Source organism: Streptomyces sp. SudanB182_2057, from assembly GCF_964272715.1.
In the GTDB taxonomy this organism is placed as follows: Bacteria; Actinomycetota; Actinomycetes; order Streptomycetales; family Streptomycetaceae; genus Streptomyces; species Streptomyces rubradiris.
The window spans coordinates 6,985,503-7,011,561 of record NZ_OZ186798.1; the positions used below are offsets into that span (position 1 = coordinate 6,985,503).

Annotated in this window: 29 protein-coding genes; 11 read left to right on the forward strand and 18 right to left on the reverse strand. The window is 73.0% G+C overall.

What is annotated here, in order from left to right; translation table 11 throughout:
• The gene (locus ACSURM_RS31060) at positions 1–657 is read right to left on the reverse strand and encodes a response regulator (protein WP_436959079.1); all 657 of its coding nucleotides are present in this window, start codon (positions 655–657) and stop codon (positions 1–3) included.
• Between the two features lie 14 nt (positions 658–671).
• Positions 672–1,826 (reverse strand): sensor histidine kinase, encoded by a 1,155-nt coding sequence (locus tag ACSURM_RS31065; protein WP_436959080.1) that lies wholly within the window; start codon positions 1,824–1,826, stop codon positions 672–674.
• A 108-nt stretch (positions 1,827–1,934) separates the two neighbouring features.
• Between ACSURM_RS31065 and ACSURM_RS31070 the strand changes: the two genes are divergently transcribed.
• From ACSURM_RS31070 to ACSURM_RS31080, 3 genes are read left to right on the forward strand one after another with little or no spacing between them, the layout of a single operon-like run.
• Positions 1,935–2,855, forward strand: coding sequence for an ATP-binding cassette domain-containing protein (locus ACSURM_RS31070; RefSeq protein ID WP_436959081.1), 921 nt, complete (start codon positions 1,935–1,937; stop codon positions 2,853–2,855).
• A gap of 2 nt (positions 2,856–2,857) precedes the next feature.
• Entirely contained in the window at positions 2,858–3,568 is a 711-nt protein-coding gene (locus tag ACSURM_RS31075; RefSeq protein ID WP_436959082.1) for an ABC transporter permease, read from the forward strand.
• Between the two features lie 41 nt (positions 3,569–3,609).
• Positions 3,610–4,053: a hypothetical protein gene (locus ACSURM_RS31080; RefSeq protein ID WP_436959083.1), complete on the forward strand. Its 444-nt coding sequence runs from the start codon at positions 3,610–3,612 to the stop codon at positions 4,051–4,053.
• 103 nt (positions 4,054–4,156) lie between these two features.
• Here the strand turns inward: ACSURM_RS31080 and ACSURM_RS31085 are convergent, their stop codons facing one another.
• The 8 genes from ACSURM_RS31085 to ACSURM_RS31120 all read right to left on the reverse strand — a co-directional run bounded on the left by ACSURM_RS31085 (position 4,157) and on the right by ACSURM_RS31120 (position 12,873).
• Positions 4,157–5,536, reverse strand: coding sequence for a cellulase family glycosylhydrolase (locus ACSURM_RS31085; RefSeq protein WP_436959084.1), 1,380 nt, complete (start codon positions 5,534–5,536; stop codon positions 4,157–4,159).
• 196 nt (positions 5,537–5,732) lie between these two features.
• Entirely contained in the window at positions 5,733–6,227 is a 495-nt protein-coding gene (mug, locus tag ACSURM_RS31090; RefSeq protein ID WP_436959085.1) for a G/U mismatch-specific DNA glycosylase, read from the reverse strand.
• A 71-nt stretch (positions 6,228–6,298) separates the two neighbouring features.
• Positions 6,299–7,741 carry an adenylosuccinate lyase gene (gene purB / locus ACSURM_RS31095; protein WP_436959086.1) on the reverse strand — a complete coding sequence of 481 codons (1,443 nt, stop codon included), beginning with the start codon at positions 7,739–7,741 and terminating at the stop codon, positions 6,299–6,301.
• A gap of 171 nt (positions 7,742–7,912) precedes the next feature.
• Positions 7,913–8,701 (reverse strand): SGNH/GDSL hydrolase family protein, encoded by a 789-nt coding sequence (locus ACSURM_RS31100; RefSeq protein ID WP_436959087.1) that lies wholly within the window; start codon positions 8,699–8,701, stop codon positions 7,913–7,915.
• 83 nt (positions 8,702–8,784) lie between these two features.
• Positions 8,785–9,804 (reverse strand): hemolysin family protein, encoded by a 1,020-nt coding sequence (locus ACSURM_RS31105; protein ID WP_436959088.1) that lies wholly within the window; start codon positions 9,802–9,804, stop codon positions 8,785–8,787.
• Complete coding sequence (locus ACSURM_RS31110; protein ID WP_436959089.1) at positions 9,801–11,366, reverse strand: hemolysin family protein; 1,566 nt, start codon at positions 11,364–11,366, stop codon at positions 9,801–9,803. Before ACSURM_RS31110 ends, ACSURM_RS31105 begins: the two co-directional genes overlap by 4 nt.
• 148 nt (positions 11,367–11,514) lie before the next feature.
• A complete protein-coding gene (locus ACSURM_RS31115) occupies positions 11,515–11,940 on the reverse strand; it encodes a GNAT family N-acetyltransferase (protein WP_436959090.1) in 426 nt (141 codons plus the stop codon).
• 45 nt (positions 11,941–11,985) lie between these two features.
• The gene (locus ACSURM_RS31120; RefSeq protein WP_436959091.1) at positions 11,986–12,873 is read right to left on the reverse strand and encodes an LLM class F420-dependent oxidoreductase; all 888 of its coding nucleotides are present in this window, start codon (positions 12,871–12,873) and stop codon (positions 11,986–11,988) included.
• Positions 12,874–13,036: 163 nt separating this feature from the next.
• Here ACSURM_RS31120 and ACSURM_RS31125 point away from each other — a divergent pair, with 163 nt between their 5' ends.
• Both ACSURM_RS31125 and ACSURM_RS31130 read left to right on the forward strand, forming a co-directional pair.
• Positions 13,037–13,270 carry a toxin-antitoxin system HicB family antitoxin gene (locus tag ACSURM_RS31125; RefSeq protein ID WP_436959092.1) on the forward strand — a complete coding sequence of 78 codons (234 nt, stop codon included), beginning with the start codon at positions 13,037–13,039 and terminating at the stop codon, positions 13,268–13,270.
• Positions 13,267–13,641 (forward strand): fic family toxin-antitoxin system, toxin component, encoded by a 375-nt coding sequence (locus tag ACSURM_RS31130; protein WP_436959093.1) that lies wholly within the window; start codon positions 13,267–13,269, stop codon positions 13,639–13,641. Before ACSURM_RS31125 ends, ACSURM_RS31130 begins: the two co-directional genes overlap by 4 nt.
• A gap of 306 nt (positions 13,642–13,947) precedes the next feature.
• Here the strand turns inward: ACSURM_RS31130 and bioD are convergent, their stop codons facing one another.
• From bioD to bioB, 3 genes are read right to left on the reverse strand one after another with little or no spacing between them, the layout of a single operon-like run.
• Positions 13,948–14,664, reverse strand: a complete 717-nt coding sequence (bioD, locus tag ACSURM_RS31135) for a dethiobiotin synthase (RefSeq protein ID WP_436959094.1) — start codon at positions 14,662–14,664, stop codon at positions 13,948–13,950.
• A gap of 1 nt (position 14,665) precedes the next feature.
• Positions 14,666–15,946, reverse strand: a complete 1,281-nt coding sequence (locus tag ACSURM_RS31140) for an adenosylmethionine--8-amino-7-oxononanoate transaminase (protein WP_436959095.1) — start codon at positions 15,944–15,946, stop codon at positions 14,666–14,668.
• Positions 15,939–17,132, reverse strand: coding sequence for a biotin synthase BioB (bioB, locus tag ACSURM_RS31145; RefSeq protein ID WP_436959096.1), 1,194 nt, complete (start codon positions 17,130–17,132; stop codon positions 15,939–15,941). Before bioB ends, ACSURM_RS31140 begins: the two co-directional genes overlap by 8 nt.
• Positions 17,133–17,279: 147 nt before the next feature.
• On the opposite strand from bioB, the gene ACSURM_RS31150 reads away from it, so the two are divergent.
• The gene (locus tag ACSURM_RS31150) at positions 17,280–18,407 is read left to right on the forward strand and encodes an 8-amino-7-oxononanoate synthase (RefSeq protein WP_436959097.1); all 1,128 of its coding nucleotides are present in this window, start codon (positions 17,280–17,282) and stop codon (positions 18,405–18,407) included.
• 80 nt (positions 18,408–18,487) lie between these two features.
• On the opposite strand, the gene ACSURM_RS31155 is transcribed toward ACSURM_RS31150, so the two are convergent.
• Together ACSURM_RS31155 and ACSURM_RS31160 are read right to left on the reverse strand one after the other, a co-directional pair.
• Complete coding sequence (locus ACSURM_RS31155) at positions 18,488–18,709, reverse strand: DUF397 domain-containing protein (RefSeq protein WP_359049622.1); 222 nt, start codon at positions 18,707–18,709, stop codon at positions 18,488–18,490.
• 9 nt (positions 18,710–18,718) lie between these two features.
• Complete coding sequence (locus ACSURM_RS31160; protein WP_289965755.1) at positions 18,719–19,579, reverse strand: helix-turn-helix domain-containing protein; 861 nt, start codon at positions 19,577–19,579, stop codon at positions 18,719–18,721.
• A 216-nt stretch (positions 19,580–19,795) separates the two neighbouring features.
• Between ACSURM_RS31160 and ACSURM_RS31165 the strand changes: the two genes are divergently transcribed.
• Positions 19,796–20,233, forward strand: coding sequence for an ATP-binding protein (locus tag ACSURM_RS31165; protein ID WP_189999897.1), 438 nt, complete (start codon positions 19,796–19,798; stop codon positions 20,231–20,233).
• A gap of 861 nt (positions 20,234–21,094) precedes the next feature.
• Here ACSURM_RS31165 and ACSURM_RS31170 read toward each other — a convergent pair.
• The 3 genes from ACSURM_RS31170 to ACSURM_RS31180 all read right to left on the reverse strand — a co-directional run bounded on the left by ACSURM_RS31170 (position 21,095) and on the right by ACSURM_RS31180 (position 23,101).
• Entirely contained in the window at positions 21,095–21,568 is a 474-nt protein-coding gene (locus tag ACSURM_RS31170) for a C40 family peptidase (protein ID WP_436959098.1), read from the reverse strand.
• A 584-nt stretch (positions 21,569–22,152) separates the two neighbouring features.
• On the reverse strand, positions 22,153–22,458 hold the full coding sequence (locus tag ACSURM_RS31175) for a hypothetical protein (protein ID WP_381562882.1): 306 nt from the start codon (positions 22,456–22,458) through the stop codon (positions 22,153–22,155).
• 7 nt (positions 22,459–22,465) lie between these two features.
• Positions 22,466–23,101, reverse strand: coding sequence for an ATP-dependent Clp protease proteolytic subunit (locus ACSURM_RS31180; RefSeq protein WP_436959099.1), 636 nt, complete (start codon positions 23,099–23,101; stop codon positions 22,466–22,468).
• A gap of 85 nt (positions 23,102–23,186) precedes the next feature.
• Here ACSURM_RS31180 and ACSURM_RS31185 point away from each other — a divergent pair, with 85 nt between their 5' ends.
• The 4 genes from ACSURM_RS31185 to ACSURM_RS31200 all read left to right on the forward strand — a co-directional run bounded on the left by ACSURM_RS31185 (position 23,187) and on the right by ACSURM_RS31200 (position 26,048).
• A complete protein-coding gene (locus ACSURM_RS31185; RefSeq protein ID WP_436959100.1) occupies positions 23,187–23,474 on the forward strand; it encodes a type II toxin-antitoxin system Phd/YefM family antitoxin in 288 nt (95 codons plus the stop codon).
• Between the two features lie 234 nt (positions 23,475–23,708).
• Positions 23,709–24,011 carry an urease subunit gamma gene (locus tag ACSURM_RS31190; RefSeq protein WP_359049611.1) on the forward strand — a complete coding sequence of 101 codons (303 nt, stop codon included), beginning with the start codon at positions 23,709–23,711 and terminating at the stop codon, positions 24,009–24,011.
• 11 nt (positions 24,012–24,022) lie between these two features.
• Positions 24,023–24,334 (forward strand): urease subunit beta, encoded by a 312-nt coding sequence (locus tag ACSURM_RS31195; RefSeq protein ID WP_344351134.1) that lies wholly within the window; start codon positions 24,023–24,025, stop codon positions 24,332–24,334.
• Positions 24,327–26,048 carry an urease subunit alpha gene (locus ACSURM_RS31200; RefSeq protein WP_436959101.1) on the forward strand — a complete coding sequence of 574 codons (1,722 nt, stop codon included), beginning with the start codon at positions 24,327–24,329 and terminating at the stop codon, positions 26,046–26,048. The genes ACSURM_RS31195 and ACSURM_RS31200 overlap by 8 nt, the downstream gene beginning before the upstream one ends.
• The last annotated feature ends 11 nt before the right edge of the window (positions 26,049–26,059 follow it).

Here is a 26,059-nt window from a genome sequence, read left to right on the forward strand (position 1 = left end):
TCAGCCCGGTTCCACGAACCCCGACTCGTAGGCCGCGATCACCGCCTGCGTGCGGTCGCGCGCGCCGAGCTTGGCCAGGACGGCGCTCACATGCGACTTCACCGTCTCGGCGCTCACCACCAGCCGGGCGGCGATCTCCGCGTTCGACAGCCCGCGTGCCATCTGCCGCAGCACCTCCGCCTCCCGCTCGGTCAGCCGGGCCCGCTCCACCGCGGCCCGCGCCGGCCGCCCGCCGTCGCCGTACCGGGCGGCGAGCCGCCGTACGGAGGCCGGGAACAGCAGCGAGTCTCCCGCCGCGACCAGCCGCACCGCGTGCACGATCTCGGCCGGGCGGGCCCGCTTCAGCAGAAACCCGTCGGCACCCGCGCGCAGCGCCTCGTACACGAACTCGTCGTCCTCGAAGGTGGTGACGACCAGGATCTTCGGCGGATCGGGCACCGTGCGCAGCACCGCGCGCGTGGCCTCGATGCCGTCCATCAACGGCATCCGGACGTCCATCGCGACCACGTCGGGCCGCACTTGGCGCACCAGCGGGATGACGGCCGCGCCGTCGGCCGCCTCGCCCACCACCTCGATGTCGGGCTGCGCCTCCAGCACGGCCCGCAGACCCGCGCGAACCAGGGGTTCGTCATCGACGAGCAGGACGGTGACCGGCATCCGGCCAGCCTAGATCACCCCAGCGGAAGTTCCGCCCGCACCCGCCAGTCGCCCTCCTGGGGGCCGGTGACGGCGGAGCCGCCGAGCAGTGCCGCCCGCTCCCGTATGCCGCGCAGACCGCTGCCCCGCCCGGGGCCGGGTATCGCGCCCGGCAGCGGGTTGCGCACCTCCAGGGCGAGCGTGCCGTCGGTGACCGCGACCCGGACCCGCACCGGCACCGGACCCGCGTGCCGCAGTGCGTTGGTGAGGGCCTCCTGGAGGATGCGGTAGCCCTCCCGGGACACCGGTCCCGGCACGGCCTCCACCGGGCCCGTCACCTCGGCGTCGACCTTCGCGCCCGAGGCCCGCGCCGACTCCAGCAGCCGGCCGGCGTCGGCCAGCGTGGGCCGTGCGCTCAGCGGCCGTTCGGCCTCCCGGAGCACGCCCAGCACCCGCTCCAGGTCCTCCAGCGCGGCCCGGCCGGTGTCCTCGATGGCGGTCAGCGCCCGGTCGGTGAACTCCGGATCACCGGCCGCGCGCGCGGCGCCCGCCTGCACCACCGCCAGCGTCAGGGCATGCCCGATCGAGTCGTGCAACTCCCGCGCGATCCGGGTGCGTTCCAGCAGCTGCTCGGTGCGCTGCTCCAGCGCGGCCAGCCGCTCGGCCGCCGACGGCCCGAGCAGCCTGCGCGCGGCGGCCGTGATCAGCTCGCCGAGCCCGACGACCGCGCCGTAGAGGACGAGCAGCGGCAGCGGCGTCAGCAGGGCCCAGGCGCGGTGCGACGGCAGCCGTTCCAGCAACGGCATCCCGGCCGTCGGCGCACCCCACGCGCACCGCGCCAGTTCGTACGCGCTGCCGGGCAGCCACACGGACGCGAACACGGCCACGGCGCCGAGCCCCATCCGCAGCTCCAGCCACAGCACCGTACGCAGCCGGTCCCGCCAGGTCGCCGCCGGTGCCTCGGAGATGCCCGGGTCCGGCTCACCGGGCGTGAGCATCAGCCGCGCCTGCACGCCCTCGCCCCGCCGCACGGCGGGCACCAGACCGAGCGGGACGAGGAACAGGGCGGGCATCCACGGGGTGGACGGGTCGATGAAGAGCCAGACGCTGACCACCAGCATCGGCACCCACAGATGCAGCAGGCGCGTGTACGTCGTCGCGCGCAGCAACGGGCGGAGAAGGCGGGGCATGGCCTCATCGTCGCAGCCGGCACTGACAACGGGCCTCCCCCGCACGGGGGAGACGGTCCCCGCCGGCGGGGGAGGCGCCGACCCGACCCGCCCGGCCAGGCTGATGCCATGACCAGCATCGACGTTCGCGACCTCACCAAGGAGTACGGCGGCCGGCGGGCCGTGGACGGGCTCACCTTCAGCGTCCGCCCCGGCCGGGTCACCGGCTTCCTCGGCCCCAACGGCGCCGGGAAGTCCACGACCTTCCGCCTCCTCCTCGGCCTCGACCGGCCCACCACCGGCACCGCCACCATCGGCGGTGACACCTACACCCGGCTCCGCGAGCCGCTGCGCCGGGTGGGCGCCCTGCTCGACGCCCGCGCCGCGCACGGCTCGCGCACCGCCCGCGGCCATCTGCTGGCCCTCGCCGCGAGCAACCGGATACCCGCCCGCCGGGTCGACACCGTGCTGGAGGAGACCGGCCTCGCCGCCGTGGCCCGGCGGCGGGTGCGGACGTACTCCCTCGGCATGCGCCAGCGGCTCGGCATCGCCGCCGCCCTGCTCGGCGACCCCGAGGTCGTCCTGCTCGACGAACCCGCCAACGGCCTCGATCCCGAGGGCATCGTGTGGATCCGCACCCTGCTGCGCCGGCTCGCGGACGAGGGCCGCACGGTCCTGGTCTCCAGCCATCTCATGGGCGAGACCGCCGTGTTCGCCGACCACCTGCTGATCCTCGGCCGGGGCCGGCTCCTCGCCGACACACCGGTCCGGGACTTCATCCACGCGCGCGTGCGGCCCGGTGTCCGCATCCGCACCACCGATCCCGCCGCCCTGGCCGATCTCCTCGCCCGGCACGGCCACGACGCCTCCCGCGAGGAGGACGGGGCCTGGGCCGTGCGGCACGCGAGCGCGGAGGACCTCGGCCGGCTGATGTCCGAGGCGGGCGTCCCCGTGCTGGAACTCAGCCCCCAGGAGGCCACCTTGGAAGAGGCGTACCTCGATCTGACCGCGTCCGAGACAGAGTTCACCGCACCGCGCCAGGAGGCCTGACCATGCCGTTCGTCCCCGTCCTCCACGCCGAGTGGATCAAGATCCGGACCCTGCCCTCCCAACTGGGCGCCCTCGCCGCGATCCTCGTCGCCACCGCCGCGTTCTCCGCGCTCGCGGCGGCCGACGCCGACGACTCGGACCCGCTGTTCTCGGTGTTCTTCGGCGTCAGCTTCGGGCAGATCGCCGCGATCGCCTTCGGGACGACGGCCGTCTCCTCGGAGTTCCGGGGCGGCGCGCTGCGGCTGACGCTGGCGGCGGTGCCCGACCGGGGGCGCTGGTTCGCGGCGAAGGCGACGGCGATCGCCCTGCCGACGCTGGCCGTCGGGCTGCTCACCGGGTTCGTCACGCTCCTCGTGGGCCGGGCGGCCCTGGGCGCGTCCGCGCCCGGCTGGGCCGAGGGAGTGCGCGGCGCGGTCGGCTGCGGTGCGCACCTGACGCTGATGGCCCTGTTCGCCGCCGGGCTGGCGGCCGTGCTGCGCAGCGGGGTCGCCACCCTCTCCGTGCTGATCCCGTTCCTGCTGATCGTGTCCTTCGTCATCGGCGACCTGTCCGGCTCGCTCGCCGACTTCCTCCCCGACCGGGCCGGCCAAGTGGCCCTGCACAGCGACTGGGACGGCGCCCTCGGCCCGTGGAGCGGGCTCGGGGTGACCGCACTGTGGACGGCGGCGGCCCTCGCGGCGGGCGCCTGGCGGGTGCGGCGCGGGGACGCCTGACGGAGGACCAGTTGTCAGTGGTGCCCGCTTTACTGGACCGCATGGACATCGCGGAGAGCCTGACCCTCATCGAGCTGCTGTGCGCCCGGGAGTTCCCGGCGGTGCCCGGCAGGACGGAGCACGGCGAGAGCGGGCCCGGCTATCACATAGCCGCCTTACGGACCAGCGAGGAGTTCTGGGAGGGCGACGGCGGCGAACGGGAGGAGACGGAGGCGCAGTACGAGGCCGAGCGGGACGGGCTCGCCGAGCGGCTGGGCGAACGGTGGGGCGGTCCCCTGCACTTCAGCCTGTACAGCGTGTTCGAGCGGACCGTGGCGGGGGAGGAGATCGCCGAACCCTGGGCCGGGCTCAGCGGTCACGTCCCGGACGTCCTGCTGTGGCGGGCACCGGAGCCGGACCGCTGGGTCGCCCTCGGCGTCTCCCAGTGGGACAAGGAGTCGCCCTTCCAGCTGCTCGGCGTGGTGACGGAGACGGACCCGCCGTGAGACGGGTCCGGGCCGAGATGATTGGGAGCGCTCCCAGCAGCCGCAGCGGCAGCCGCAGCCGCAGCCGGTGCGGGGCTCCGGTCCCGCCGGAGCCCCGCCGGGGTCAGCTGGTGGGGAAGGAGTCGGCGGTGCTGATGCGGCTCTTGAGCAGCGCCCCGGACTCGCTCAGCACACCGCTGCCGCTGTAGTCGGTGCCGTCGCAGGTGCCGGGCTTGAACGCCGCGCTGCTCTCGTTGGCGTCGGAGTAGGTCCAGTTCGCGTAGCTGATCTTCAGCTGGTCGAGCAGGTCCAGCCAGGCCGTGGTGCTGGAGCGGTCCATCGTCCCGCCGCCGGTGGCGCTCACCGTGCCGAACTCGGTGACGAACAGCGGCAGCTTCGAGGCCGCCCGGCTCACCGTGGCGCGGTAGTTGTCCTTGTGGCTCGCGGCGTAGAAGTGGAAGGCGTACATGATGTTGGTGGCGTTGACCGGGTTGTTGACGACCTCGGTCTCGTTGGAGCCGTCCGAGACGCCCAGCGAGGACCAGCCCCTGGTGCCGACGATGATCACGGCGTCCGGGTCGGCGGCCCGGATCACCGGGATGACCTGCTCGGCGTAGCTCTTGATGGCCGTCCAGCTCACGCCGTTGGGCTCGTTGGCGATCTCGTAGACCACGTTCTTCTTGGCGGCGTTGCGGGCGGCGACGGACGCGAAGAACGTCTTGGCGCGGTCCAGGTTGTAGTTGGGGTCGCCCGGCGTCAGGGTGTGGAAGTCGATCAGGGCGTACATGCCCCGGGCCTCGGCCATGTCGACGAGGCTGTTCACGCGGCTGGTGAAGCCGGCCGGGTCGGTCTCGTAGCCGTTCTCCTGCACGTACATCGCGATGCGCAGCAGGTCCGACTTCCAGTCCTTCGCCAGCGCGTCCAGGGCGGCGTTGTTGTAGCACTTGCTGAACCACTGGATGCCGTGCGTGCTCATGCCGCGCAGCTGGATGGGGCGGTTGTACTGGTTGCACAGGTTGACGCCGCAGACGTGCAGCTGTCCGTTGACGCCCACGGGGGTGCCGGTGCCCGGGTCGGGGTTGGGCGGGGGCTCTTCGACGGAGCCGGTGCAGGCGACGCCGTTGAGCGTGAAGGCGGAGGGCTTGGGGTTGGAGCCGGTGAAGGAGCCGACGAATCCCAGGTCGGTCGAGGCGCCGGTGGCCAGGGTGCGGTTCCAGTCGATGCCGGCGGCGCTGACCGTGGAACCGGACTGCGACCAGGTGGCGTTCCAGCCCTGGACGAACTTCTGGCCGGAGTCGGGCAGGCTGAACTTCAGCGTCCATCCGGCTACCGGGTCGCCCAGGTTGGTGACCTTCACCCCGGCCTGGAAGCCGCCCTGCCACTGGCTGGTGACGGTGTAGTCGACCTTGCAGCCGGCGGCGGCCGCCGCCGGCTGGGGGCTGAGCAGTGACGTGAGACCCACAGCCGTGGCGCAGGTCGCCAGCAGGGCCACAATGCGTTTCAAAGCGTTCCTCCTCGTGTGAAGCGGGAACAGCACGATGGGAGCGCTCCCAAGACCCATCGGCCCGAGACCGTACACCGGTGGATCGAGGCGCGTACAGACGTACGACAGTGAACGATGATGTGCCCCGGGGCGATGGCCGATTGCGGACGGTGCCGCGGCGAAGGCGCTCCCCGGGGCCTTCCTGGCGCCGGACGGGTCAGCCGGGCACGCCGGCCGCCTCGCGCAGCCGCCGGAACTCCTCCGCCATGCCGGCGGGGGTCCAGTGCGCGTTCAGGCCGCTGGGGTTGGGCAGGACCCAGATCCTGGTGTCGCCGATGGTCCGCTCCTGCGGACCCACCTTGGCCGTGCGGTCGGCGAAGGCGGCGCGGTAGGCGGTCACGCCGACGACGGCCAGCCATCCCGGCCGCAGCCGCGTGACTTTCTCGGCCAGCAGCCGCCCGCCCTCGACGTACTCCTCGGCGGTCAGCTCGTCCGCCCGCGCGGTCGCCCGGGCCACGACGTTGGTGATGCCGAGCCCGTACGTCAGCAATTCGTGCTGCTCGGCGGGCTTCAGCAGCCGGGGCGTGAAGCCGGACCGGTGCAGCACCGGCCAGAAGCGGTTGCCGGGGCGGGCGAAGTGGTGACCGGTCGCGGCCGACATCAGCCCCGGGTTGATGCCGCAGAACAGCACGCGGAGGCCGTCCGCGGCCACGTCCGGGACGAGACGGTCGCGGGCGGCCTCCAGCTCCGCCTGGGTGAAGCGCGGGGTGCGGGGTGCGCGGGTCAGAGGATCGCTCCGGGGGTGTAGCCGGCCGCCTCCGGGTGCCGCTTCACGAGCTCCTCGATCCGGGCGACGACCGCGCCGACCTGGTCGGCGGCGGCGCCGGTGAAGGACAGCTTGTCGGCCATCAGCGCGGCCAGCGCCTCGCGGTCGAGCGGCAGGCGCTCGTCGGCGGCGAGCTTGTCGAGCAGGTCGTTGCGCTCGGCACCCTGCTCGCGCATCGCCAGCGCGGTGGCGACCGCGTTCTCCTTGATCGCCTCGTGCGCGACCTCCCGGCCGACACCGGCCCGCACCGCGCCCATCAGCACCTTGGTGGTCGCCAGGAACGGCAGGTAGCGGTCCAGTTCGCGGGCGATCACCGCGGGGAAGGCGCCGAACTCGTCGAGCACCGTCAGGAACGTCTCCAGCAGGCCGTCCAGGGCGAAGAAGGCGTCCGGCAGGGCGACCCGGCGCACCACCGAGCAGGACACGTCGCCCTCGTTCCACTGGTCGCCCGCCAGCTCGCCGGTCATCGAGGCGTAGCCGCGCAGGATCACCATCAGGCCGTTGACGCGCTCGCAGGAGCGGGTGTTCATCTTGTGCGGCATCGCCGAGGAGCCGACCTGGCCCGGCTTGAAGCCCTCGGTGACCAGCTCGTGGCCGGCCATCAGCCGGATCGTCTTGGCCAGCGACGACGGGGCCGCCGCGAGCTGCACCAGCGTGGTGACGACCTCGTAGTCCAGCGAGCGCGGGTAGACCTGGCCGACGGAGGTGAAGGCCTGCGAGAAGCCGAGGTGGCCCGCGATGCGCTGCTCCAGCTCGGCGAGCTTGGCGGCGTCCCCGCCCAGCAGGTCCAGCATGTCCTGCGCGGTGCCCACCGGGCCCTTGATGCCGCGCAGCGGGTAGCGGCCGAGCAGCTCCTCGACGCGGCCGTGGGCGACGAGCAGCTCGTCGGCGGCGGTCGCGAACCGCTTGCCGAGGGTGGTCGCCTGCGCGGCCACGTTGTGCGAGCGGCCCGCCATGACCAGCTCGGCGTACTCGCCGGCCAGCTTGCCCAGGCGTGCCAGCACGGCCACCGTACGGTCCCGCATCAGCTCCAGCGACAGCCGGATCTGCAGCTGCTCGACGTTCTCCGTGAGGTCACGGGAGGTCATGCCCTTGTGCACGTGCTCGTGCCCGGCGAGGTCGTTGAACTCCTCGATCCGCGCCTTCACGTCGTGCCGGGTGACCTTCTCGCGCTCGGCGATCGAGGCCAGGTCGACGGTGTCCAGGACGCGTTCGTAGTCGGCGATCGCCTCGTCCGGCACCTCGATGCCGAGGTCCTTCTGGGCCCGCAGCACGGCGAGCCAGAGCCGGCGCTCCAGCCTCACCTTCTGCTCGGGCGACCAGAGCGTGGCGAGCTCGGCGGAGGCGTAGCGTCCGGCGAGGACGTTCGGGATGCGGGGCTTGGCGGGCGCTGAAGTCACGTGTCGAGAGTTTACCGTCCGTCCATACAGGCTCCGTACCGTCCAGGGATGTAGGAAAGTACAGGTCAACGGGCTCTTGCGGAGGTCTTCGCGGGCCCGTCCCGCGCACCCGGCCCCGGAATACGGGCGACTTGTCGATATCTCGACAACGGTCGGCGGAGTACGTCGACGCTAGGCCCGGGCCTCGTAGGGCAGCAGTTCCGGGCGCTTGGGCGGGCGGCCGTCGCCGGAGGAGCGGCCGGTGAGCCGGCGGCCTATCCACGGCAGCAGGTGCTGCCGGGCGAACCGTGCGTCGGCGAGCCGGCGGGCCACCCAGTCCGGCGCGGCCGTCGCCGGCATCGGCACGTGCCACTCGGCGTCCTCCGGCTCGTACCCGAGCGTCTGCCACACCGCCTCGGCGACCCGGCGGTGCCCCTCCGCCGTCAGGTGCAGCCGGTCCACGTCCCACAGCCGGGGGTCCGCCAGCGCGGGCGCGCCGTACAGGTCGACCACCACGGCGCCGTGCTTGCCGGCCAGCTCGTCCACGCAGGCGAACAGCTGCTCCATGCGCGGCCGGAACCGCTCCAGCACCGGGCCCTGGCGGCCGGGGCTGCGCATCAGCACCAGTTGCCGACAGGAGGGCGCCAGCCGCTCCACGGCCTCGGTGAGCAGATCCCGGACCCGGACCATGTCGCACTTGGGGCGCAGGGTGTCGTTCAGCCCGCCGACCAGGGTGACGACATCGGCCCGCATGGCCGCCGCCACCTCCACCTGCTCGTCGACGATCTGCCCGATCAGCTTGCCGCGGACGGCGAGGTTGGCGTAGCGGAACCCGGGCGTGCGGGCGGCCATCCGCGCGGCGAGGACGTCCGCCCAGCCCCGGTAGGAGCCGTCGGGCAGCAGGTCCGACATGCCCTCGGTGAAGGAGTCGCCGACGGCGACCAGGCTGGTGTACGGGGGAGTGGTGGGGTTCGTGTGCATGGCGACAGCGATGGTATCCCGGCGCCATACCCGCCGGTCGGTCACCCCTGGGCCCCGCGCACGCCCCCGCACGCCCCCGCGCGTCACCCCGCCGCGGGCTGGCCGAACAGCTGCCGCAGCACGTCCTCCATGGTCACCAGGCCCGCCAGCCGTCCGTCCTCGCCGAGTACCGCGGCGAGGTGGGTGCGGCTGCCGCGCATCGCGGTGAGCACGTCGTCCAGCGGGGTGCTCTCCCGGACCCGCGCGATGGGCCGCATGTCCCGCAGCCGGAACGGCATGTCCCGGGGCGAGGCGTCCAGCGCGTCCTTCACGTGCAGATAGCCCACGATCCGGCGCCCGGTGTCGACCACCGGGAAACGGGAGAACCCCGACTCGGCCGACAGCCGCTCCACCTGCTCCGGGGTGACGCCGACACGCGCGTAGACCACCCGGCGCAAGGGGACGATCACGTCCCGCACCGGCCGGCTGCCCAGCTCCAGGGCGTCGTGCAGACGCTCCTGCGCCCGGTCGTCGATCAGGCCCGCCTGGCCGGCGTCCTTGACGATCTCGGCGAGTTCGGCGTCCGTGAAGGTGGCCGACACCTCGTTCTTGGCCTCGACCCGCAACAGCTTCAGCAGCCCGTTGGCGAACGCGTTGATCGTGAAGATCACCGGGCGCAGCGCCCGGGAGAGCGCGACCAGCGGCGGGCCGAGCAGCAGCGCGCTGCGCACCGGTTCGGCCAGCGCGATGTTCTTGGGGACCATCTCGCCGAGCAGCATGTGCAGGTAGGTGGCGAGGGTCAGCGCGATCACGAAGGACACGGCGTGCCCCGCGCCCGCCGGCACGCCCACCGCGTGGAACGCCGGCTCCAGCAGGTGCGCGATCGCCGGCTCGGCGACCACGCCCAGCACCAGCGTGCACAGCGTGATGCCGAGCTGCGCGGCGGCCAGCAGCGCGGACACGTGCTCCAGCCCCCACAGCACGGCGCGGGCGCGCCGGTCGCCCTCCTGGGCCAGCGGCTCGATCTGGGAGCGGCGCACCGAGATCAGGGCGAACTCGGCGCCCACGAAGAAGGCGTTGACGACGAGCGTCGACAGGCCGATGAGTAGCTGTACGACGGTCATCGCGTCCCCTCCCGTGTCCCGCGGACCCCATCGGCCCCGGCACCGTCGGCCCCGTCGGCGTGTGCGGCCCCGTGGTCCCGCCCGGCGCCGTGGGCCTGCTCGGTCCTGTCGCTGCGCCCGGTCCTGTCGCTCCGGCCCGTCCGGTCCCTCCGCCTGATACCGGCACGCCGGTCAGGCCGCCCGGTCCCGGCACGCCGGTCACGGGCGGTGCCGCGCCCCGTCCCGCCGCTCTCCCGGGCCGCGCCGGTCCGTTCGTCGTCCAGGGGCGCGTGCAGCAGCAGCCGGGCGGCCCGGCGGCCGGAGGCGTCCACGACGTCGAGGCGCCAGCCGGCCACCTCGACGCGGTCGCCCACGGCGGGTATCCGGCCCAGCTCGGTGGCGACCAGGCCGGCCAGTGTCTCGTACGGCCCCTCGGGCGCGCGCAGTCCCACGCGCGCGAGCTGGTCGGTGCGGACGGCGCCGTCCGCCGCGTACAGGGCGCGGCCCGCCTCGTCGGCGCCGGCCGGGGCGAGGTCGGCGGTCTCGTGCGGGTCGTGCTCGTCCCGCACCTCGCCGACGACCTCCTCCACGATGTCCTCCAGGGTGGCCACGCCGGCCGTGCCGCCGTACTCGTCGATGACGACGGCCATGGTGCGCCGGCCGCCGAGCCGGTCCAGCAGCCGGTCGACGGTCAGCGACTCGGGCACCAGCAGCGGCTCGCGCATGATCTGCGCGACCGTGCGGTGGCGCCGCTGGTCGGCGGGGACGGCCAGCACGTCCTTGATGTGGGCGGTGCCGACGACGGAGTCCAGGCTGCCCCGGTAGACCGGGAACCGGGACAGGCCGGTGGCCCGGGTGGCGTTGGCCACGTCCTCGCAGGTGGCCTGCATGTCGAGGGCGACGACCTGGACGCGCGGCGTCATCACGTTCTCGGCCGTGAGGTCGGCCAGGTTCAGGGTGCGCACGAACAGTTCCGCGGTGTCCGGCTCCAGCGCGCCCTCCTTGGCGGAGTGCCGGGCGAGGGCGGCCAGCTCCTGCGGGCCGCGCGCGGAGGCCAGCTCCTCGGCGGGTTCGACGCCGAGCCGGCGCACGAAGCGGTTGGCCGTGTTGTTCAGGTGGGTGATGAAGGGCCGGAAGGCCGCGCTGAACCAGCGCTGGGCGTTGCCCACCCGCTTGGCCATGGCCAGCGGCGAGGAGATCGCCCAGTTCTTCGGCACCAGCTCGCCGACGACCATCAGGACCACCGTCGACAGGGCCGTGCCCAGCACCAGCGCGATCGAGCCCGCCGTGGACCGGGACAGCCCCAGCGCCGTGAACGGCCCGGCGAGCAGCTTGGCGATCGAGGGCTCGGCGAGCATGCCGACCACCAGGTTGGTGACGGTGATGCCGAGCTGGGCGCCGGAGAGCTGGAACGTCAGGTTCCGTACGGCCTTCAGGGCGCCCGGGGCACCGCGCTCGCCGCGCGCGGCGGCCCGCTCCAGCTCGCCGCGTTCCACCGTGGTCAGCGAGAACTCGGCCGCCACGAAGGCGCCGCAGGCCAGCGACAGCAGGATCGCCACCAGGAGAAGGAGCACTTCGGTCATCGGGTCACCCCCGTCCCAGGATCGGACAGGGTGGGGCAGTGCGCGCGATGTCGCGGACTGGGAGGCTCGCCCATGGGCGGACGCTCACAACCTTTCATAGAGAGCCGAGTGCTCCCTCAAGGGTAAAGGATGGGCAAAGAAGCCTTCTTCAGTCCGTGAGCGGCTTCACCCAGCGCCGCCAGTGCTCCTCGGGCCGGTATCCGGCCGCGCCCCAGGCGTGGTGCGCGGTCTCGTTGCGGACCAGCACCATCGCGTCCGCGCGCCGCCCGCCGAGCCGTACGAACCGCTCCTCGGCGGCGGCCAGCAGCGCCGAACCGATGCCCTGCCGCCGCCGCTCCGGGTGCACCGCGAGCCGGTACAGATGGCACCGCCAGCCGTCGAAGCCGGCGATCACCGTGCCCACCAGCTCACCGCCCCGCTCGGCCAGGAGCAGCGACCCGGGATCCCGGCCCACCAGCCGCTCCACCCCGGCGCGGTCGTCGCTGATGCTCGTCCCCTCGGCGGCCGTCTTCCAGAAGGCGAGCACGGAGTCGAGGTCGGCGGGGACGGCGGCACGTATACGCAGGTCGGTCATGCCCCCATCATGATCGGAGGCGGCTCACGGGCCTACGGGGTCTCGTCAGGCGGACTCTTCGCGCAGCCGCGCCAGCACCGGAGCGAACGCCTCCATGAACGGCTCCAGCACGGTCAGGTACGAGAACCCGTACCGTTCCCGCTGCGCCCGTACCTTCGCCACCACGTCCTCCAGCGGCCCGGCCAGCACGATGGGCAGGGCCACCGCCTGCTCCAGGGTCAGCCCGGGCTGCCGCTCCAGCAGCGGCTTCAGCACCGGCTCGGGGTCGTCGGTGACCGCCACCAGCTGGATCAGCAGGTTCAGCTCGGCGGGCGCCGGCCGGTGCCGCGGCTGCGCGTGGTAGCGGGCCACCCGCTCGTCCAGCTCCTCGGCGGTGAGCGGGTCCAGGGTGCCGGGCGTGTCGCCCGGCCGGGCCCCGGTGAAGGCGGCGATGTCCGCGTGCTCCGCGGTCAGCCGCAGCATCCGGTCGCCGTTGGCCCCGATCAGCACCGGTACCCGGGACTGCGCGGGCCGCGGCCGGTGGTCGTCCGAGCCGAGCAGCCGGTCCAGTTCCGCGACCGTCCGCTCCAGGTGGTCCACCCGCTCGCGCGGCGAACCGTACGGCAGCCCGGCCGCCTCGTGCTCCGCCCGCGTGTACCCGGTGCCGAGGCCGAGTTCGAGCCGGCCGCCGGTCAGCGCGTCCGCGGTCGCCACCTCGCGGGCCAGCAGCGCCGGGTTCCAGAAGCCCGCGTTGAGCACGAACGTGCCGACCCGCGGCCGCTCGGTGGCCTGCGCCGCCGCGACCAGCGCGGGGAACGGCGCGGGCATGCCGAGGTGGTCCGGGACGAGGATCACGTCGTAGCCGAGTTCCTCCGCGCGCCGGCACTTGGCGCGCCACTCGTCGGCGGGCGCGGGGTCCAGCAGGTTGACTCCGAAGCGGAACGGACGCGACATGAAATCTCCCCGGTCGGTGGTCACTTGAGCCGGTCCGATTCCATCATGTCCACGCCGCCCTGATCGGCCGAGCCGATCACCGTCCGTACCGGCGCACGGCGGCCGGCCCTCGTGCCACCGTGCGCCCTTGCCGCTGCTAGCGCCCGGGCGCTAGCGTCGGGGCATGGCGAAGACCCAGCTGAACGTGCGCGTGGACGAGGGCACCGCCCGGGTGGCCCGCGAGCGCGCCCTGGCCCGCGGCATGAGCGTCAACCGCTATATCGAAGAGCTGGTCAGACAGGACGCCGGGGAAACCGGCCGCACGTTCGTGGAAGCCGCCGCCGACTTCATGAAGCAGTACGAGTCCGTGTTCGCCGAGGAGGCCGCCGAGGCGCACGGCACGGGCCGGGTTCCTTGAACGATCTCCGTATCGACCTCGCCTGGCTGCTCATGCTCGCCGAGCAGAAGACCCCGGGGGACCCGCAGGTCACCGACTGGGGCGCCCTGGTCGCCGCGGTGGCCCGGCACCAGGCCGAGATATTCGGCGTCCCTGTGTACGCCGACCCGTACGCCCGCGCCGCCTCCCTGCTCCAGCTGCTGATCCACGTCCCCGCCCTGGAACGCGCCAACGCCCTGTTCGCCTCCGCCGTCGCCTACGCCTATCTGGTCGCCAGCGGCGAGAAGATCGCCACCACCCCCGAGCAGGTCCGCGACCTCGCCCGGCTGGTGAAGGACGGCGCGGCCGGCGTCGACGACATCACGCGCGAACTGCGCCGCTGGAGCGGCTGAGCGCCGCCCGCCCGGGCGGCCTCCCCGGAGTGCGCCACGAGGGAGCCTCGGCGACAGAGGCGATCCGCCGGGACGCCCCACAGGCCGCCATGTGCGGCGGCCTCCCCACGCGGCCCGCGTCGCTCTCGGCGCGAGCAGCCGGTCGCTCCGTGCCCGGCGGTCACCCACCCGCACGGGGACCGTGGACCGCGACCGGGCCGAGCGAGGTCCAGGCGACGCGGTCACCCACCCGCACGGAGGCCGTGGGGTGGGTGACGTCGTCGTACGTCCTGCGCACGAGCACAGGCGCAGCGCCGGCCGCGCCCGCTACGCGGCCTCCCGGGTGCGGAACGCCTCCGCGTCCCAGGTCCCGTCCAGCCGCGGGGCCAGCCACCCCGGGGCCGCGGCGCGGAACTCGGCGGGCGGCAGCGCCCCCGCCCCGGCGGGCAGCGCGCCGAGCAGCGGGACGCCCGCCACCTCCGGCAGGTCGGCCACGTTGCAGCGGGCGGCCAGGTCCGGCTCGCCCGGCCAGCTGCCGATCACCACACCGGCCGGCTCCAGCTCCCGGCGGCGCAGCTCGCGGGCCGTCAGCTCCGTGGCGTTGAGCGTGCCGAGCCCGGCCCGCGCGACCACCAGCACCGGCGCGCCCAGCAGCCGGGCCGCGTCGGCCAGCGTGCCGCCGTCCTCGTCGAACCGGACGAGCAGCCCGCCCGCGCCCTCGACCAGCACCAGATCGTGCTCGGTGGCCAGCTTGGCGGCCCGCTCGGCCACCTCCCGGGGACGCACCGGCGCCATCCCGGCCCGCCGGGCCGCCGTGTTCGGCGCCAACGGCTCCGGGAAGCGGGCCAGTTCGTCCGTCGTGACCGGTCCCGCGAGCCACGCGACCTCGTCCGCGTCGCCGCGCTCGTCCGGCCGTACGCCCGTCTGGGCGGCCTTGAGCACGGCCACCGACCGTCCGGCCGCGAGCGCCGAGGCGGCGACGGCCGCGGTGGTGACCGTCTTGCCGACCTCGGTGTCCGTGCCCGTGATCACCAGTACCCGCATGTCATCCCTCCCGCGCCGCGGCGCACACCGCGCGCGCGATCCGTGCCACGTCCTCGTCCGAGGTGACGTAGGGCGGCATCGTGTAGATCAGGTCGCGGAACGGGCGCAGCCACACACCGGCCCGTACCGCCGCGTCCGTCGCGGCCCGCATGTCGACCGGGTGGTCGAGCTGGACGACACCGATGGCGCCGAGGACCCGTACGTCGCGCACCCCGGGGACGTCCCGCGCCGGGGCCAGCCCCTCGTGCAGGCCCGCCTCGATCCGCTTGACCTCGCCGAGCCAGTCCTGGCCCAGCAGCAGCCCGATGGAGGCACAGGCCACGGCCGCCGCCAGCGGGTTGCCCATGAACGTCGGTCCGTGCGCGAGCACCGGCACCTCGCCCCGCGAGATCCCGTCGGCCACCCGAGCGGAGCACAAGGTGGCCGCCAGCGTCAGATAGCCGCCGGTCAGCGCCTTGCCCACGCACATCACATCGGGCGCGACGGCCGCGTGGTCCGCCGCGAACAGCGCGCCGGTGCGGCCGAAACCGGTGGCGATCTCGTCGAACACCAGCAGCACGTCGTGCGCGTCGCACGCCTCGCGCAGCACCCGCAGATACGCGGGGGAGTGGAAGCGCATCCCGCCCGCGCCCTGCACCACCGGCTCCACGATCACCGCGGCCAGCTCGTCGGCGTGCCGGGCGATCAGCTCCCGCAGGTGCTCCGCGTACGACTCCTCGTACCCGGCGGGCGGCGGATCCGCGAACAGCTGGCGCGGCAGCACGCCGGACCACAGCTCGTGCATCCCGCCCTCGGGGTCGCACACCGACATCGGCTGCCAGGTGTCACCGTGGTAGCCGCCCCGCCAGGTCAGCAGCCGCCGCTTGGCCGGCCGGCCGAGCGAACGCCAGTATTGGAGGCACATCTTCACCGCGACCTCGACCGACACGGACCCCGAGTCGGCCAGGAAGACGTGCTCCAGGCCGTCCGGCGACAGGTCGACCAGGAGCTTCGCGAGCCGGACGGCGGGCTCGTGCGTGAGCCCGCCGAACATCACATGACTCATCAGGCCCAGCTGTTCGCGCGCGGCCTCGTTCAGGACCGGGTGGTTGTAGCCGTGGATGGCCGACCACCACGACGACATGCCGTCGACCAGCTCGCCGGAACCGTCCGCCAGCCGCAGCCGGACCCCGCTCGCCGCCTCCACGACGAGCGGGTCCACCCGGCCGGGCATCGGGCTGTACGGGTGCCACACGTGCCGCCGGTCCAGCTCCAGCAGCTCCGCGACGCCCAGCTCAGGCATTGGGCGCGAGGTCCGTGCCGGCACCACGGCGGCGGACGGCGACCAGGTCGGTGCGCGGCTCGGCGGCCACCGGTCCGCCCGCCGTACCGCACACACCGCCGCCCGCGTGCGAGCCGCAACCGCCCTCGGCGTGGCTGCCGCAGCCCGCATCCGCGTGCGAGCCGCAGCCGTGCGCGGCGTCGGCCCGGTGCGCCGGCAGCGTGACCTCCCCGGCGCCCTCCACCTCGAAGCCGGCGTCCGCGATCATCTCCAGGTCGGCCTTGCCCGCCTGGCCCTCGCTGGTCAGGTAGTCGCCGAGGAAGATGGAGTTGGCCAGGTGCAGCGCCAGCGGCTGCAGGGAGCGCAGATGGACCTCGCGGCCGCCCGCGATCCGGACCTCCACGTCCGGGCAGACGAACCGGACCATCGCCAGGATGCGCAGGCAGCGCTGCGGGGTGAGGTTCCACTCCTTGGCCAGCGGGGTGCCCTCGAACGGGATCAGGAAGTTCACCGGAACCGAGTCCGGGTCCAGCTCGCGCAGCGAGAACACCACGTCCACCAGGTCCTCGTCGCTCTCGCCCATGCCGGCGATGAGACCCGAGCAGGCGGACAGACCGGCCGCGTGCGCCTTGCGCACCGTGTCCACCCGGTCGGCGTACGTGTGGGTGGTGGTGATGTCCCCGTAGGTGGACTCCGAGGTGTTGAGGTTGTGGTTGTAGGCGTCCGCGCCCGCCGCGCGCAGCCGCTCGGCCTGGCCGTCGGAGAGCAGGCCGAGGCAGGCGCACACCTCGACCTCCTCGTTCTGCTCCTTGATCGCCTTGATGGTCTCCGAGACCCGGTCCACGTCCCGGTCCGTCGGGCCGCGCCCGCTGGCCACCAGGCACACCCGCTTGGCCCCGCCCGCGAGCCCCGCGGCGGCGGCCTGGGACGCCTCGTCCGGCTTCAGCCAGGTGTACTTCAGGATGTCGGCCTTGGAGCCCAGCCGCTGGGAGCAGTACGAGCAGTCCTCGGGGCACAGGCCCGACTTGAGGTTGACCAGATAGTTGAGTTTCACCCGTCGCCCGAACCAGTGCCGGCGCACCTTACCGGCCGCGGTCACCACGTCGAGCAGGTCGTCATCGGAGGTGGCCAGCACGGCGAGCGCTTCCTCGCGCGTCGGCACTTCGCGCCGCAGCCCCTTGTCCACCAGCGTGTTCAGCAGGTCCATGAGCGACGATCCTGTCCTACGGGACCGCTCCCGGCCAAGGAGACTTGGCACAACGGACACGGTTCGACGTGTGGGTATTGCCACACCCTGGGCGGCTGATCATGCCGCTAGGGTCTGTTCGATACCTACAAAAGCACCGGAGGATCCATGGCGTTCGGCTGGATCGACGAGCAGGCCGAGGCGCGCCGCCGCGCCGGACTCGTACGCGCCCTGCGCCCGCGCCCCGCCGACTCGCCGCTGCTGGACCTGGCGAGCAACGACTACCTGGGTCTGTCCCGCCACCCCGAGGTCACCGAGGGCGCCGCCGCGGCCGCCCGGCGCTGGGGCGGCGGCTCCACCGGCTCCCGGCTGGTCACCGGCAGCACCGAGCTGCACGCCGAACTGGAGCGCGCGCTCGCCGCGTTCTGCGGGTTCGAGGCGGCCCTGGTGTTCTCCTCCGGGTACGCCGCGAACCTGGCCGCGGTCACCGCGCTCGGCCCGCACGGCTCGCTGATCGTCTCCGACGCGGGCAACCACGCCTCCCTCATCGACGGCTGCCGGCTCGCCCGGGGCGAGACCCAGGTCGTCTCGCACGCCGATCCCGAGGCCGTGCGCAAGGCCCTGGGCACGCGCCGGGGCGCGGCGATCGTGGTCTCCGACACCGTCTTCTCGGTCGACGGGGACCGGGCACCACTGGCCGAACTGGCCGCCGCCTGCCGGGAGTACGGCGCGGGACTGGTGATGGACGACGCCCACGGCCTCGGCGTGCTGGGCGACGGCGGCCGGGGCGCTCCGTACGCGGCCGGTCTCGCGGGCGCCGGCGACGTGGTGGCCACGGCCACCCTGTCCAAGTCGCTGGGCAGTCAGGGCGGCGTGGTGCTGGGCCCCGCGCGGGTGATCGAGCATCTGGTGAACGCGGCCCGGACGTTCATCTTCGACACGGGGCTGGCGCCGGCGGCGGCCGGTGCCGCGCTGGCGGCGCTGCGGCTGCTGGAGCGCGAGCCGGAACGGGCGGCACGCGCCCGCGAGGTGGCCGCGGAACTGCACGCACGGCTGACCGCCGCGGGTCTGGAGGCGGTACGTCCGGACGCCGCGGTGGTCTCCGTGCGGGCTCCGTCCCCGGAGCGGGCGGTGCGCTGGGCGGCCGACTGCCGCTCGGCGGGTCTGGCCGTGGGCTGTTTCCGTCCTCCTTCCGTGCCCGACGGCATCTCACGGCTGAGGCTGACCGCCCGCGCGGACCTCTCCGGGGCGGAGATCGAACGCGCTGTACGCGTCATCGGCGAAACGCGACCATGAGTCGGCGTGACACGGCCGTGAATCGCGCGAAATTGATGAAAGGTTGAACGAATCTGATCAGAGGGTGAGTCGGAACGTGGTCAGAGGGTGGTCACAAATCCCGTCCAGCTCTCGGGGGAGAAGAGCAGGGCGGGTCCGGCCGGGTTCTTCGAGTCGCGCACGGCGAGCAGTCCGGCCGCGGGGCCGGAGCGCGGCCGTGCCGTCTCCACGCAGTTGTTCGCGCCCGTGCTGCGGCTGCTGCGCAGCCAGCGCACCTCGTGCAGGTCGGTGCTCACGGGGACGTTCCGAGGCAGAGCTGACATGGTGCCTCCTTACACGCCGTCACCTATCCCGGCGATGTAGTCCAACGAGTCCTCGGGGGAAAGGGCGTGGAACTGAAGGGTGCTGAAGGCCTCGGAGTAGGCCATCAGGTCTTCTTTCCGTTCCAGGTAGAGGCTACTCGTCAACTGGTCGAGAACAACCACGTCCAGATCAGAAGTGCTCGGAAATGAGAAGATAACGAAAGGCCCGGTGAGGCCGATATGCGCCCCCGCCGTGAAGGGCAGCACCTGGAGCCGTACCTGCGGCAGCCGGGCCGCCTCCATCAGCCGCCGGCGCTGGCGGGCCATCACCCCGGGACCGCCCACCTCCCGGCGCAGCACCGCCTCGTCCAGTACGGCGCTCAGCGTCAGCGGCGGATCCGACCGCAGCACGTCCTGCCGGGCCAGACGCACCTCGACCAGGGTGTCCAGGCGGTCCTCGTCCAGGTCCTTCACGGCGGCCCGGGTCACCGCGCGGGCGTACTCGGCGGTCTGCAGCAGACCGGGCACGACCGTGGTCTCCAGGGTGCGCATCGCGCTCGCCTGTGACTCCAGGCTGATGAAATCCCGGTACGTGGGCGGCAGTACGCCCCGGTAGGCGTGCCACCAGCGGTGCCGGCCGCTCGTCTCCTCCGACCCCGCCAGTATCAGCAGCAACTCGCGCAGATGCCTGTCCCGCACCCCGTAGGCGTCCAGCAGCAACCGCAGATCGGCCGGTTTCACGCCGCTGGCACCGGTCTCGATACGGCTCACCTTCGACTGGTGCCAGCCGACCAGCCGGGCCGCCTCACCGCTGGTGAGCCCGGCGCCGGTGCGCAGCGTGCGCAGTTCGGCGCCCAGCTTGCGGCGGCGCACCGCGGGACCGTTCTGCATCGGCTCCTCCTTCTACTCCGTCCGGACCGCCCCGATACGGTCTCGCGTCGCAGAGTTCACCGCTTCGGGCGACAGATATATGCATATCTTGGTGGATCGCCCCCCGTGACCGTCCCGGTAATGGCAGTCTGACGGACAAGCACCAGTCCGGGACCGTACTCGAACCCACCGCCGTTTGGCGGGCCGCGGTCCCGTTGGGAAAGGGACGACGCCGCCATGGCAGACCATCTGGAAGCCTCCGTCACTCTGCCGAGCGATCCCGCCTCGGTCTCGGCCGCGCGCTCCTACGTCGTGGGCACCCTCGCGGAGTGGGGCCTGCCCTCGGACACCGAGACGGCCGACACCGTCCGCCTGATCGTGTCCGAACTCGCCACCAACGCCGTGCAGCACACCTTCGGGCAGTCACCCACCTTCACCGTCGACATCGCGCTGCACCATGACGAACAGTTGCGCATCGGCGTCACGGACAGCCATCCCCGCTTCCCGAAGAGACTGCCCGCCGCGGTCCAGCAGGACAATGGGCGCGGCATGGTGATCATCCGCTGGCTCACCGCGGAGTGCGGCGGCCGGCTCCGGGTCCGCCCGACCAGCGAGGGCGGCAAGACGGTCTCCATCGAACTGCCCTGGTGCCTCCCGGAGCCTCCGGCGGTCTGACGGACGGGTGCGGGCGCTGCCGCTCGCGGCCCCGCGGTTGGTGAGGGGGCGGGCATCGAGGGGTGGCGGAGGAATGACGGCCGCCGGGCGGGAGCGGGGACGAGGGCTGAGAGCGAGGGGGCAGTGAGGAAGCCCCGCCGGAACACTAGGACACTCGGACGCCAGGGCGGGATCCCATATACGTACCGGAGCACGGCCGTGCCACCGAGCGCTGCGGATCCGAGCCTGCCGGCCCGCGCTCGGAGGGGGCAGGGCGGTGCGGCGGGCGTTGTCGGCCCGTACCGGTACGAGTTCGGTGGGCGTCCGGGGCCGAGCCTGTCGGCCCGTGCCGATGGTCGTCCGGTGGTGGTGCGGCGGGCGCTGCGGGCCTGAGGCGCCCGCCCGTGCCCGAGAGCGGCGGGTGGGGGGCCGGTGAGTGTCCGGGCCCGAGCCTGTCGGCCTGGTGCCGGAGATCCTCCGGGCGGTCCGGTGAGCGGTCCGGTGAGCGCCCCGGGGCCCGAGCCGCCGGCCCGCGCTCGGAGGGGGCCATGACGGACCGCCGAGCGCCCCCAGGCCCCAGCCCGCCCAACCATGCCGCAAGGCAGCCACGCTGGTCCGCCGAGCGCTCCGGGCCCGAGCCCGCCGCCCGTGCCGGACGGCGGGCTCGGGCCCGGTTGGACGTCTCGTCGGCGGCCGCGCGCTCGTCCGGGCCCACGCCCGCCCGGTCCCGTGCCCACTGGGCCCCGCCCGCCCAGCCCCACGGCGGTCACGGTCGGTTCCGAGGCCCCCGCCGCCCCAGGGCTTCAGACCGGCCGGAGAAGACCTGCCGGCGGTGCGTGGAGCGGCTCTGTTGCCGGAGCCGCTCCCTGTCGTGCGGGTGGGTCAGCCGACCCGGCCGTACCAGACGCTCTTGGACCAGATCTTCTGGAGCCTCACCACGTCCCCGGTCTTCGGGGCGTGCCAGATCTTGTTGTGGCCGGCGTAGATGCCGACGTGGTAGACGCTGGAACCCGAGTGGAAGAAGACCAGGTCGCCGGCCTTGCGGTTGCGGGCGGAGACATGGCGTGACTTGTTGTACTGCTGGGCGGCGGTGCGCGGCAGCTTCTTGCCGGCCTTCTTGAACGAGTACACGGTCAGCCCCGAGCAGTCGAACCTGTTCGGTCCGGTGGCCCCCCACCGGTACGGCGCGCCCTTCTTGGAGGCCGCGACCTTGAGTGCCTTCGACGCGATCGTCGCGGCGGAGGCGTCCGTGGCGAGACCGGGCACCGCGATCGAGCCGCCCACGGCGGCGAGGGTGAGTGCCGAGGCCGTACCGGCCCGGGCCATCAGCGACGGGACTCGATTGAGCGCAGTCATGCGCAACCCTTCGTCAGCCGCCTGTGAAGGATGACCTGTCGGATTCGGGCTGGCGAAGTAGCCCGGCCGCGTTGCCACGGCTTCACCCCAAGGGCCGCCCGGAACCTCCGCCCCCGCCCGACCCGTGTCGGACGGCTGGACTTCCGTTCCGGCGAACCCGCCTTGCTTGGGTCCTCCACTCCTGCCGATCCACTTCCGTCGACCGGTCATCCGAGCGGCGGCAGGACTCGGCGTCCGCCCGGACCGCCCCGCCGCGGTGGCGGGGGCTTGTCGTCAGACAGGGATCTTGGCTCACAACTGTCTGAAAATCCCAACGGAATCGGGGATTTGTGGTGTTACTCACCACTCACCCGTTCGGGTGGACAGTGCTCTGTTCGAGGCTTCGTCAGATCACCGTCGTAGCCCCGGACCTGGGGCGATGTCCTCGCCGGCGATCCATGGACCCGTGCGTTGCGCAACTCGGGAGGCCCGGAAAACGATCGGGATGTACACCGGTCGGCGGTACGTCGTTCGGGCCGTTTCAACTCCGGTCCGAACGACGCGTGTCGACATATCGGCGCCGTCGGGCCGGACCGGTGTCCGCCTCAGCCGACGTCGTCCGGCGGGAGCGCGACGCGAGCGGCCCGGCGCTCACCGTCCAGCACCCGCAGCGCCCGTGCCAGCGTGTCTCCGTGCAGCTCCGCCTCGCCCCGCTGGTGCATCAGCGCGAGCGCGTCCCGCAGCTCTGCCGCCTTGCGCACCAGGGCCTGGGCGGCGCGCAACCCGCCGTAGGTGGGTCCGTGCCGGGCCGGATTGACCCGGCCCAGCAGGTCGACGGCCTCCAGGTAACGATCGATCAACTCGCCCTCGGCACGGGTCAGGGCGGGCAGCGGTGGCAGGTCCGGCAGCATGGGCGGCTCACCTCGCGTCCGGTGCGCCGGGCGTGTCCCGGCGGCTGGGCACGATGCCGTCGACCAGACCGTACGCCAGTGCCCCGGGGGCGTCCAGAATCAGGTCGCGCTCCAGGTCCTCGTGGACCTGCGCGGCCGTGCGCCCCGTGTGCCGGACGAGCATCTCCTCCAGGGTGGCGCGGACCCGGGCCAGCTCCTCGGCCCGGACGAACAGGTCGCTCGGACGGCCGCGCACCGGCTCGGGCAGCGCCGGCTGTTCGAGCACGACACGGGCGCCGGGCAGCATGAACCGCTTGCCCGGGGTGCCGGCCGCGAGCAGCACCGCGGCCGGGCCGGCGGCCTGCCCCAGGCAGTAGGTCGCCACGTCGCAGCCGACGTAGCGCGTCGTGTCGTAGATCGCCGCCATGGCGTCGAAGGAACCGCCGGGCGAGTTGACGTACAGCGTGATGTCCCGGTCCGGCGCCTGGTGCTCCAGATACATCAGCTGGGCCGTCACATCCCCGGCCGTCGCGTCGTCGACCGGTGCGCCGAGGAAGACGATCCGGTCCTGGAAGAGCCGCGCGTACGGGTCCAGGGTGCGCACGGTGCCCCCGGAGCGCTCGGTGAATTCGGGCAGGACGTGCCGGGCGGACGGTCGGTGCATGGACATACGCCTCCTCTGACGAGGCCCCGATGGGCTCGACTTCTGTACAGAATGTACAGGACGTACGGCACGTTATGATGGGCGTATGGCCTACGAGATTCCGGTGACGCAAGCCAGGGCTGAGCTCGCCGACCTGATCAACCGGGTGGTGTACGGCGGCGAGCGCGTCGTCGTGACCCGGCACGGCAAGCCGCTGGTCGCGCTGGTCTCGGCCGCCGACCTGGAGCGGCTGGACGCGCTGGACGCGCCGGACGAACCGGGCGAGGAGCGGATCATCAGCTCGGTCTCCGGGGTCCACGACGCGGGTGCGGTGCCGCAGGAGCGGCGGCGCTTCGGGATAGCGGCGGAGCACCGCCGGCCGGACGCTCCCTGAGCCGGTCCGCCACCGTCTCTGGCGGAGCCCATAGCGCGGTCATGGGCCGGCCAAGGTCTGGTTAACGTCGTTGAAACTCCGGCGCTCTAGCCTGCCCATCCACGCCATCAGGGGTTTTTCTGCCCGGAATTGAGAGCGATCCGGGGAATTTGTCTGTGTGTTACACCTATCCCGTCGTGATGGCTGCGGCAACCGGACCCCGCACGGTCCGGAGCAAGGACAGTGAGGTGGGACGTGCAACTGACCCCGCACGAGCAGGAGAGGCTGCTGATCCATGTGGCGGCCGACGTCGCCGAGAAGCGCAAGGCCCGTGGACTGAAGCTCAACCACCCCGAAGCCGTCGCCCTCATCACGTCGCACGTCCTGGAGGGAGCGCGTGACGGCCGCACGGTCGCCGAGCTGATGTCCTCCGGCCGCAAGGTCTTGACCAGGGACGACGTCATGGACGGCGTGGCCGAGATGATCCGTGACGTACAGGTGGAGGCGACCTTCCCGGACGGCACCAAGCTCGTCACCGTCCACGAGCCGATCATCTGAGGGGCGCCGCGATGATTCCCGGAGAGATCCTGTTCGCGGACGCGCCCGTCACCTTCAACGACGGCCGTGATGTCACTCGTCTGACTGTTCTCAACGCCGCCGACCGGCCCGTCCAGGTCGGCTCCCACTACCACTTCGCCGAGGCCAACCCCGGCCTGGAGTTCGACCGCGCCGCCGCCCGCGGCCGGCGCCTGAACGTCGCCGCCGGCACCGCCGTCCGCTTCGAACCCGGCATCCCCGTCGAGGTCGAGCTGGTGCCGCTGTCCGGCGCCCGGATCGTGCCCGGGCTGCGCGGCGAGACCGGAGGTGCCCTCGATGCCTGAGATCTCCCGCGGCGCCTACGCCGACCTGTTCGGCCCCACCACCGGCGACCGCATCCGGCTCGCCGACACCGATCTGCTGATCGAGATCGAGGAGGACCGCTCCGGCGGCCCCGGCGCCTCCGGCGACGAGGCGGTCTTCGGCGGCGGCAAGGTCATCCGCGAGTCCATGGGCCAGTCCCGCGCCACCCGCGCCGAGGGCACCCCCGACACCGTGATCACCGGTGCCGTCGTCGTGGACCACTGGGGCATCGTCAAGGCCGACGTCGGCATCCGTGACGGCCGGATCACCGCCCTCGGCAAGGCCGGCAACCCCGACACCATGGACGGCGTCCACCCCGACCTGGTCATCGGCCCGGAGACCGAGATCATCGCGGGCAACGGCCGCATCCTGACCGCCGGCGCCATCGACGCCCACGTCCACTTCATCTGCCCCCAGGTCGCCGACGAGGCGCTGGCCTCCGGCATCACCACCCTGGTCGGCGGCGGCACCGGCCCCGCCGAGGGCTCCAAGGCCACCACCGTCACCCCCGGCCCCTGGCACCTGGCCCGGATGCTGGAGGCGATGGAGGCCTACCCGGTCAACGTCGGCTTCCTCGGCAAGGGCAACACCGTCAGCCACGAGGCGATGCTCTCCCAGATCCGCGGCGGCGCCGTCGGGCTGAAGCTGCACGAGGACTGGGGCTCCACCCCCGCCGTCATCGACGCCGCGCTCACCGTCGCCGACCGGACCGGCATCCAGGTCGCCATCCACACCGACACCCTGAACGAGGCGGGCTTCGTCGGCGACACCCTCGCCGCGATCGCGGGCCGGGGCATCCACTCGTACCACACCGAGGGCGCCGGCGGCGGCCACGCGCCCGACATCATGACCGTGGTCTCGCGGGCCAACGTCCTGCCCAGCTCCACCAACCCGACCCGGCCCTTCACCGTCAACACCACCGAGGAACACCTCGACATGCTGATGGTGTGCCACCACCTCAACCCGGCCGTCCCCGAGGACCTGGCGTTCGCCGAGTCCCGGATCCGGCCGTCCACCATCGGCGCGGAGGACATCCTCCACGACCTCGGCGCGATCTCGATCATCTCCTCCGACTCCCAGGCCATGGGCCGGGTCGGCGAGGTCGTCCTGCGCACCTGGCAGACCGCGCACGTCATGAAGCGCCGGCGGGGCGCGCTGCCCGGCGACGGCCGCGCCGACAACCACCGGGTACGCCGCTATGTCGCCAAGTACACCATCAACCCGGCGCTCGCCCAGGGCCTGGCCGCCGAGACCGGCTCCGTGGAGCGCGGCAAGCTCGCCGACCTGGTGCTGTGGGAGCCCGCGTTCTTCGGGGTCAAGCCGCTGCTGGTGATCAAGGGCGGGCAGATCGCGTACGCGCAGATGGGCGACGCCAACGCCTCCATCCCCACCCCGCAGCCGATCCTGCCCCGCCCGATGTACGGCGCGATCGGCCGGGCCCCCGCCGCCAACTCGGTCAACTTCGTCTCCGGCCTGGCCGTCGAGGACGGGCTGCCGGAGCGGCTCGGGCTCGGCAAGCGGTTCGTGGCGATCGAGTCCACGCGCGCGGTCACCAAGGCCGACATGCGCGAGAACGACGCCCTGCCGGACGTCCGGATCGACCCCGACAGCTTCGCCGTGCACATCGACGGCGAGCTGGTCGAGGCCACCCCGGCCGCCGAACTTCCCATGGCCCAGCGCTACTTCCTCTTCTGACGGGCGTTTTT

Excerpts from the sequence above, each read along its gene's own strand:
- ACSURM_RS31105 (WP_436959088.1), bottom strand. The coding sequence starts at position 9,804 with ATGACCGTCGTACAGCTACTCATCGGCCTGTCGACGCTCGTCGTCAAC.
- ACSURM_RS31115 (WP_436959090.1), bottom strand. The coding sequence starts at position 11,940 with ATGACCGACCTGCGTATACGTGCCGCCGTCCCCGCCGACCTCGACTCC.
- ACSURM_RS31060 (WP_436959079.1), bottom strand. The coding sequence starts at position 657 with ATGCCGGTCACCGTCCTGCTCGTCGATGACGAACCCCTGGTTCGCGCG.
- ACSURM_RS31125 (WP_436959092.1), top strand. The coding sequence starts at position 13,037 with ATGGCGAAGACCCAGCTGAACGTGCGCGTGGACGAGGGCACCGCCCGG.
- ACSURM_RS31170 (WP_436959098.1), bottom strand. The coding sequence starts at position 21,568 with ATGACTGCGCTCAATCGAGTCCCGTCGCTGATGGCCCGGGCCGGTACG.
- ACSURM_RS31110 (WP_436959089.1), bottom strand. The coding sequence starts at position 11,366 with ATGACCGAAGTGCTCCTTCTCCTGGTGGCGATCCTGCTGTCGCTGGCC.
- ACSURM_RS31150 (WP_436959097.1), top strand. The coding sequence starts at position 17,280 with ATGGCGTTCGGCTGGATCGACGAGCAGGCCGAGGCGCGCCGCCGCGCC.
- ACSURM_RS31185 (WP_436959100.1), top strand. The coding sequence starts at position 23,187 with ATGGCCTACGAGATTCCGGTGACGCAAGCCAGGGCTGAGCTCGCCGAC.
- ACSURM_RS31180 (WP_436959099.1), bottom strand. The coding sequence starts at position 23,101 with ATGCACCGACCGTCCGCCCGGCACGTCCTGCCCGAATTCACCGAGCGC.
- ACSURM_RS31070 (WP_436959081.1), top strand. The coding sequence starts at position 1,935 with ATGACCAGCATCGACGTTCGCGACCTCACCAAGGAGTACGGCGGCCGG.
- ACSURM_RS31140 (WP_436959095.1), bottom strand. The coding sequence starts at position 15,946 with ATGCCTGAGCTGGGCGTCGCGGAGCTGCTGGAGCTGGACCGGCGGCAC.
- ACSURM_RS31175 (WP_381562882.1), bottom strand. The coding sequence starts at position 22,458 with ATGCTGCCGGACCTGCCACCGCTGCCCGCCCTGACCCGTGCCGAGGGC.
- ACSURM_RS31155 (WP_359049622.1), bottom strand. The coding sequence starts at position 18,709 with ATGTCAGCTCTGCCTCGGAACGTCCCCGTGAGCACCGACCTGCACGAG.
- ACSURM_RS31165 (WP_189999897.1), top strand. The coding sequence starts at position 19,796 with ATGGCAGACCATCTGGAAGCCTCCGTCACTCTGCCGAGCGATCCCGCC.
- ACSURM_RS31065 (WP_436959080.1), bottom strand. The coding sequence starts at position 1,826 with ATGCCCCGCCTTCTCCGCCCGTTGCTGCGCGCGACGACGTACACGCGC.
- ACSURM_RS31160 (WP_289965755.1), bottom strand. The coding sequence starts at position 19,579 with ATGCAGAACGGTCCCGCGGTGCGCCGCCGCAAGCTGGGCGCCGAACTG.
- bioB (WP_436959096.1), bottom strand. The coding sequence starts at position 17,132 with ATGGACCTGCTGAACACGCTGGTGGACAAGGGGCTGCGGCGCGAAGTG.
- ACSURM_RS31120 (WP_436959091.1), bottom strand. The coding sequence starts at position 12,873 with ATGTCGCGTCCGTTCCGCTTCGGAGTCAACCTGCTGGACCCCGCGCCC.
- ACSURM_RS31080 (WP_436959083.1), top strand. The coding sequence starts at position 3,610 with ATGGACATCGCGGAGAGCCTGACCCTCATCGAGCTGCTGTGCGCCCGG.
- ACSURM_RS31200 (WP_436959101.1), top strand. The coding sequence starts at position 24,327 with ATGCCTGAGATCTCCCGCGGCGCCTACGCCGACCTGTTCGGCCCCACC.
- ACSURM_RS31075 (WP_436959082.1), top strand. The coding sequence starts at position 2,858 with ATGCCGTTCGTCCCCGTCCTCCACGCCGAGTGGATCAAGATCCGGACC.
- bioD (WP_436959094.1), bottom strand. The coding sequence starts at position 14,664 with ATGCGGGTACTGGTGATCACGGGCACGGACACCGAGGTCGGCAAGACG.
- ACSURM_RS31195 (WP_344351134.1), top strand. The coding sequence starts at position 24,023 with ATGATTCCCGGAGAGATCCTGTTCGCGGACGCGCCCGTCACCTTCAAC.
- ACSURM_RS31100 (WP_436959087.1), bottom strand. The coding sequence starts at position 8,701 with ATGCACACGAACCCCACCACTCCCCCGTACACCAGCCTGGTCGCCGTC.